At 38.7% G+C, this 5,129-nt stretch carries 8 protein-coding genes; 7 read left to right on the plus strand and 1 reads right to left on the minus strand.

What is annotated here, in order from left to right:
- Positions 1 to 714: 714 nt before the first annotated feature.
- The 4 genes from BUB12_RS17120 to BUB12_RS17135 all read left to right on the plus strand — a co-directional run bounded on the left by BUB12_RS17120 (position 715) and on the right by BUB12_RS17135 (position 3,058).
- Positions 715 to 1,275, plus strand: a complete 561-nt coding sequence (locus BUB12_RS17120; RefSeq protein ID WP_072892127.1) for a hypothetical protein — start codon at positions 715 to 717, stop codon at positions 1,273 to 1,275.
- A gap of 97 nt (positions 1,276 to 1,372) precedes the next feature.
- Positions 1,373 to 1,906, plus strand: a complete 534-nt coding sequence (locus BUB12_RS17125; RefSeq protein WP_072892128.1) for a spore coat protein — start codon at positions 1,373 to 1,375, stop codon at positions 1,904 to 1,906.
- 140 nt (positions 1,907 to 2,046) lie between these two features.
- A complete protein-coding gene (locus tag BUB12_RS17130; RefSeq protein ID WP_072892129.1) occupies positions 2,047 to 2,601 on the plus strand; it encodes an SLOG family protein in 555 nt (184 codons plus the stop codon).
- A gap of 88 nt (positions 2,602 to 2,689) precedes the next feature.
- On the plus strand, positions 2,690 to 3,058 hold the full coding sequence (locus BUB12_RS17135; RefSeq protein WP_234982747.1) for a DnaJ family domain-containing protein: 369 nt from the start codon (positions 2,690 to 2,692) through the stop codon (positions 3,056 to 3,058).
- Between the two features lie 55 nt (positions 3,059 to 3,113).
- Here BUB12_RS17135 and BUB12_RS17140 read toward each other — a convergent pair whose 3' ends face one another.
- Positions 3,114 to 3,983, minus strand: a complete 870-nt coding sequence (locus BUB12_RS17140) for a glycoside hydrolase domain-containing protein (protein ID WP_084063398.1) — start codon at positions 3,981 to 3,983, stop codon at positions 3,114 to 3,116.
- 180 nt (positions 3,984 to 4,163) lie between these two features.
- Here BUB12_RS17140 and BUB12_RS18275 point away from each other — a divergent pair, with 180 nt between their 5' ends.
- From BUB12_RS18275 to BUB12_RS17790, 3 genes are all read left to right on the plus strand, one after another.
- Positions 4,164 to 4,349, plus strand: a complete 186-nt coding sequence (locus BUB12_RS18275; protein ID WP_407668462.1) for a DUF6609 family protein — start codon at positions 4,164 to 4,166, stop codon at positions 4,347 to 4,349.
- 31 nt (positions 4,350 to 4,380) lie between these two features.
- Entirely contained in the window at positions 4,381 to 4,683 is a 303-nt protein-coding gene (locus BUB12_RS18155; protein ID WP_072892132.1) for a hypothetical protein, read from the plus strand.
- 82 nt (positions 4,684 to 4,765) lie between these two features.
- On the plus strand, positions 4,766 to 4,927 hold the full coding sequence (locus tag BUB12_RS17790) for a hypothetical protein (RefSeq protein WP_159431594.1): 162 nt from the start codon (positions 4,766 to 4,768) through the stop codon (positions 4,925 to 4,927).
- Positions 4,928 to 5,129: the final 202 nt, after the last annotated feature.

Raw genomic sequence — 5,129 nt, forward strand, 5'->3', positions numbered from 1 at the left:
GTTCTACGGTAATCGACAGAGCTTCTCGATGCCGGAAGAGAAGGCCGAGGGAGTTCTACGGTAATCGATAGTGCTTCTCGATGCCGGAAGCGAGAAGAGAGCGAGTGCTACGGTAATCGATAGTGGGTCTCGATGCCGGAAGAGAAGGCCGAGGGTGTTCTACGGTAATCGACAGTGCTTCTCGATGCCGGAAGAGAAAGGAGCGAGGGTTCTACGGTAATCGATAATGGGTCTCGATGCCGGAAGAGAAAGCAGCGAGAGATCTACGGTAATCGATAGTGCGTCTCGATGCCGGAAGAGAAAGGAACGAGAGTGCTACGGTAATCGATAGTGAGTCTCGATGCCGGAAGTGAGAAGAGAGCGAGTACTACGGTAATCGATAAGGCGTCTCGAAACCGGAAGAGAAAGCAGCGAGAGATCTACGGTAATCGACAGAGCTTCTCGATGCCGGAAGAGAAAGCAGTGGGTGTTCTACGGTAATCGATAGTACTTCTCGATGCCGGAAGAGAAAGCAGCGAGAGATCTACGGTAATCGACAGAGCGTCTCGATGCCGGAAGAGAAAGGAGCGAGGGTTCTATAGTAATCGATAACCCTTCTCGCTGCCCTTTCGAGAAAAAAGAAAAGCCAAAAGGTAGAAGAAAGCTTCACAAACCATAAAAAAAATGAATAAATTAAGAAATTCATCCCGTCTTACTATAGGAGGGGGGAGAGTTATGAGAATCAAACTATTTGTTATTTTGATTATTATATTATCAACAATTCTAATAAATCCTTTGCCTAGTCACGCATGTGATTGTGCTGTGGAGCAAAGTGTTAATGACGAATACGACCAATCATTTGCTGTATTTAAAGGTGAAGTACTTAAAATAAAAGAAGATAACTCTACAAAAGATGTAGTCATTGAAGTGGAAGAAATCTGGAAGGGAATCGATGAGTCTCAAATTATCATTAGAACTGGTCTAGGTGGTGGTGACTGCGGTGTTAATTTCCAGGAAGGACATGATTATTTAGTGTATGCAAGGAACACAAAACTGTATGGAAGTGAATATTTACAAACCAACAGCTGTGATCGAACAGATCGATTAAGTGGGGCAGAAGAAGATATAGCAATACTTGGCATCGGAGAACCACCAGGGAAACAAGTTGATTTAATTAATGAAAACAATAAAATGATTTCCCCGAGTATGTTAATTTGGATTGGGCTTATTGCAGGTGGAATCCTAACTATGATCATCTTCTTCTTTTGGAAGGGTTTAAGAAAATTACCTAATTAAATTTAGCGTATTCCTTGAAAATAGGTACGTGTCTTATACAAGTATCCTTCATCTGACATAAGTTAATAGTGAACTTATCACAAGAAAGGAGATTGTTATGGGACATCATCGTCGACCATGTGGTTGCCCGAAAAAAGTAGTTTATCCAACAAAGCAAAATGTTGTTCATAATTGTTCACAGGAAAATGTAGAACACGTTCATCCATCTCACACGACAGTAATGAATCATCATTTAATCAAAAACACTCACGTATTTCCTCACTCAACTTCTGTTGAAAATACGGTTAATAGTGTTGATGTATATGGAGGTTCACCTCAAGTACCAGGACCTATGACTGGCCCAGGATTTGGTCCAGGAATGGGAGCTCAAGGACCAGGTACTCCAGGATTTGGCCCAGGAACTCAAGGAATGGGACCAGTAGGAGGCCAAGGCCCAGGAACTCAAGGAATGGGACCAGTAGGAGGTCCAGGAACAGGAGCACCAGGAATGGGACCAGTAGGAGGCCCAGGAACAGGAACTCAAGGAATGGGGCAAGCAGGACCAGGAACAACTGCACCAGGAATGGGGCAAATGCCAGGTCAACCAGGTCCAGGAATGGCACAAGGAAATCAAGGCTTTAGACGCAAGTAAATTAATCCATCTATCTAGAATTTACCCGAAACTGAATACAGTATAACTAGCACAAATGAAAAGAAATTTGTTACCATGGAAAGGAGCTGACATTTTATTGTCAGCTCTTTTCTTAACGTGATAGCTATGGAGGATTACATATGAAGAATCTAGTTGTAACAGGATATAAATCAATGGAACTAAGTATATTTAAAGAAGATGATCCAAAAATTGCTATAATAAAGGCTGCTTTTCAAAAACGGTTAATCGGCTTTATTGAGGAAGGTTTGGAATGGGTTCTTGTTACTGGTCAAATGGGTGTGGAGATTTGGGTTGCAGAAGTTGTTCTTGATTTAAAGGAAGAATATGACATTAATATTGCTATGATTCCACCTTTTGAAAATCAAGAAAATCGATGGCCAGAAGGTTTGAAACAAAAGTATCAAGAGCTAATGATGGTGGTAGACTTTTATGAACCGCTATACAAAGGCGATTACAAGGGCCCGTATCAATTTAAAGCTAAAAATAAATGGTTAGTCGAAAAAAGTGACGGATGCCTAATGCTGTTGGATGAGGAGTTTCCAGCCAGTACGAAATTTTTTTATGAAGAAGCCAAACGAGCACAAAAAAATTATCCTATTTATACGATCACGCCTTCTGATTTAGACGATATCGTCGAAGAGTTGCGAATGATGGATCCTGATTATTGGAATTAATTAAAAGTTCAACCTCGTATTATTTAAAGGATTTTTAATGATTTTGTAGAATATTAATGTAATGACTACTGAAAAGGTGGCATTTAATATGACAAAAGAAAATAAAAAGGAATATGAAATTGAGGAAAGACTACAGTACTCAGATTATATGTCTGAAATCATTAAACGAGCTGAAAGAGAAGGGGACTTTGATGACTTACCTGGTAAAGGAAAGCCTTTAAACATTCGTCACACAACAGGCAATAGTTATGAAGCGCAGTTAAATAAAACTTTAAGAGACAATAATATCCTGCCGAGATGGGTGGAGTTGGCAAACCAAATTGATGACCTTAAAGAAAAATTAGCTGAAGTGAATGGAAAAGAACGGAAGAAGAAAATAAAGGAAATTAACAAACTGGTTAAAGAATACAATTTTGCTTGTCCACCATCATTGCAGCGTAATAAGGTATCCGACTGATGATGAAAAAGCAAATGTGACGTAACAAAAGTTAGCTACGTCACACTGCTCTAATCTACCAGAGGAAATCGGACATTTCTCCTCTAAATAGATTCGTATCTATATTACAGGTTTCTGCGTCAATGGCATATTGCCAGCCATATACCATGGCACTTTCTGGTCCTTGTGGATTAAATTCAGGGGCATTTTCTTTAGTGGTAATTTCTGCTTGTGGATATGCTGTCCAAACGACCATATTTTCTTGAACTTCATCTTCCATTGCTGTGTAAGACTGGAATAGTTCACTATCTTCGGTGAATACACCATATACTCCAGGTTCATAGTTTGAATCAGATAGTGCATCATACCATCCATCCATAAACTCAGCATCAACAGGATAGTCTGGTTCAATATCTACAAACAATGCTACTCCTTCTGGAACACCTAAGTCTTCGGCAAACTGAATCGCTTGTTCACCATGTTCAACACCGTGGTCATATCCTCTAGCGTCATTAACGTGGTTATAGATTACTAGAATTTGTATATCATTTTCATGGAGATAATCGACCTCTGCACTGTCTAAACCGGCTGATACACCTTCACGGTCACCTAAATAGCGTCCCCATACCTCAGGTTCGCCAAAATTGTCGATGACACAAGCGAATAACTCCTCTGATGTATAGCTAGCTGAGTCAACTCCCCATACAATTTCTCCTGATTCCCCGTTTTGATCAGAGTTTTCGTCGGAATCATTATCAGACCCGTTGCCGGAATCTGAACCATTGTCGTTTCCGTTATCCTCTCCATTTGAATTATCTGTGTCTTCTTGAGGAGGATCCTGATCAGGTGGTGCTGCATTGCCACCAGTAATTGCAGCATAAATTATTGGGATGGCAATCACGACAGCTAATACGACTAACGTAAATATTTCATGTTTTTTAATCATGAATTTAGAAAAAACCTCCCTTCAACCCTTATTGCAGTTTATTAAGGGAAAGAGAGAGGAGTGTGGGCTAATTACTTATTAATCTTTAAATCTATTAGTCCATTTACAATTTAGATATAAGGAGAGTGCAAGTAAATGTCACCTAAAGAAATTGTGATAATGAGAAAGCAACAGTTTTTGATGCTGAATCTAGGAATTATATGTGTAATACTTTTTGTTGTTGGATTAACATGGATGGAAGTTCCTTTTACTTATTTCATGTTTTTTGTCAGTATTTTAAACCTCATACAAGGATTCAGGTTGCTTTTAAAGAGAAGTTCAACCAAATCATGGATTCCATTATTAGAAAAAAATTCGAGCCTATGAACAAGAAAAATTAGGAAAAGAACATACAAAGTTGAATACAATAAATGCCATATTACAATTTTTAACAGGAGTCATATTTTTCTGGTTAGGTATACTTTATTGGGGAACGGGTGAAGTAATGGAGCGTAATATGCTTCTCTTTGTAATTGGGCTTACCGTGTTCATGACAATCATTGTTAATATTGGCCAATTAATTCACATCAGAAAGGTCGATAAAGATTCTGTCTCGAATATAAAGGGGTATGCTTGGAGAAGTTTTGTTATAAGTATCGTTGTAAGTATTGGCATTGTACATCTAATCATAATGACTACAATATTCTATGTGCTTAAGTAATATCGACACAATAATTTCCTATTGGTGGTGCTTTTTGTTAGAATAGAGTGAGAAATTTTACTTATAAAAGAGGAGGATCACCATGGAGTTCTTAAATGTCTTAATGACGGTCGCAGTGTATACGATACCTTTTATTATTATATATTTTATCCTTGTAGGGGCAATTCGTAACGGAATTAACCAATCCGAACTTGGAAAATACTTGCAAGCGAAGAACGAAGAAATCGAAAGAAAAAAGAAATAAGGAATACATATTAGAAGAAAAAACCGAACATTGTTCGGTTTTTTAATGGTTTAGGAGATTACAAAAAATATACCTATTGATAACTTATATGAAAGTATAGCCACGTCCAGCTCCAGCGCCCAGCGACTAGTGAGACTTCCTTCACCTCCGTACGATAAGTCAACATCGACTCCCTCTGGTCGTCGTGTTTCCTTTATCTCCT

This window comes from Ornithinibacillus halophilus (assembly GCF_900129485.1).
Taxonomy (GTDB): Bacteria; Bacillota; Bacilli; order Bacillales; family Amphibacillaceae; genus Ornithinibacillus; species Ornithinibacillus halophilus.

Bases quoted from the DNA above. Each gene is read 5' to 3' on its own strand.
- BUB12_RS17130 (WP_072892129.1), top strand. From the start codon at position 2,047: ATGAAGAATCTAGTTGTAACAGGATATAAATCAATGGAACTAAGTATA.
- BUB12_RS17135 (WP_234982747.1), top strand. From the start codon at position 2,690: ATGACAAAAGAAAATAAAAAGGAATATGAAATTGAGGAAAGACTACAG.
- BUB12_RS17140 (WP_084063398.1), bottom strand. From the start codon at position 3,983: ATGATTAAAAAACATGAAATATTTACGTTAGTCGTATTAGCTGTCGTG.
- BUB12_RS17120 (WP_072892127.1), top strand. From the start codon at position 715: ATGAGAATCAAACTATTTGTTATTTTGATTATTATATTATCAACAATT.
- BUB12_RS17790 (WP_159431594.1), top strand. From the start codon at position 4,766: ATGGAGTTCTTAAATGTCTTAATGACGGTCGCAGTGTATACGATACCT.
- BUB12_RS17125 (WP_072892128.1), top strand. From the start codon at position 1,373: ATGGGACATCATCGTCGACCATGTGGTTGCCCGAAAAAAGTAGTTTAT.
- BUB12_RS18275 (WP_407668462.1), top strand. From the start codon at position 4,164: ATGCTGAATCTAGGAATTATATGTGTAATACTTTTTGTTGTTGGATTA.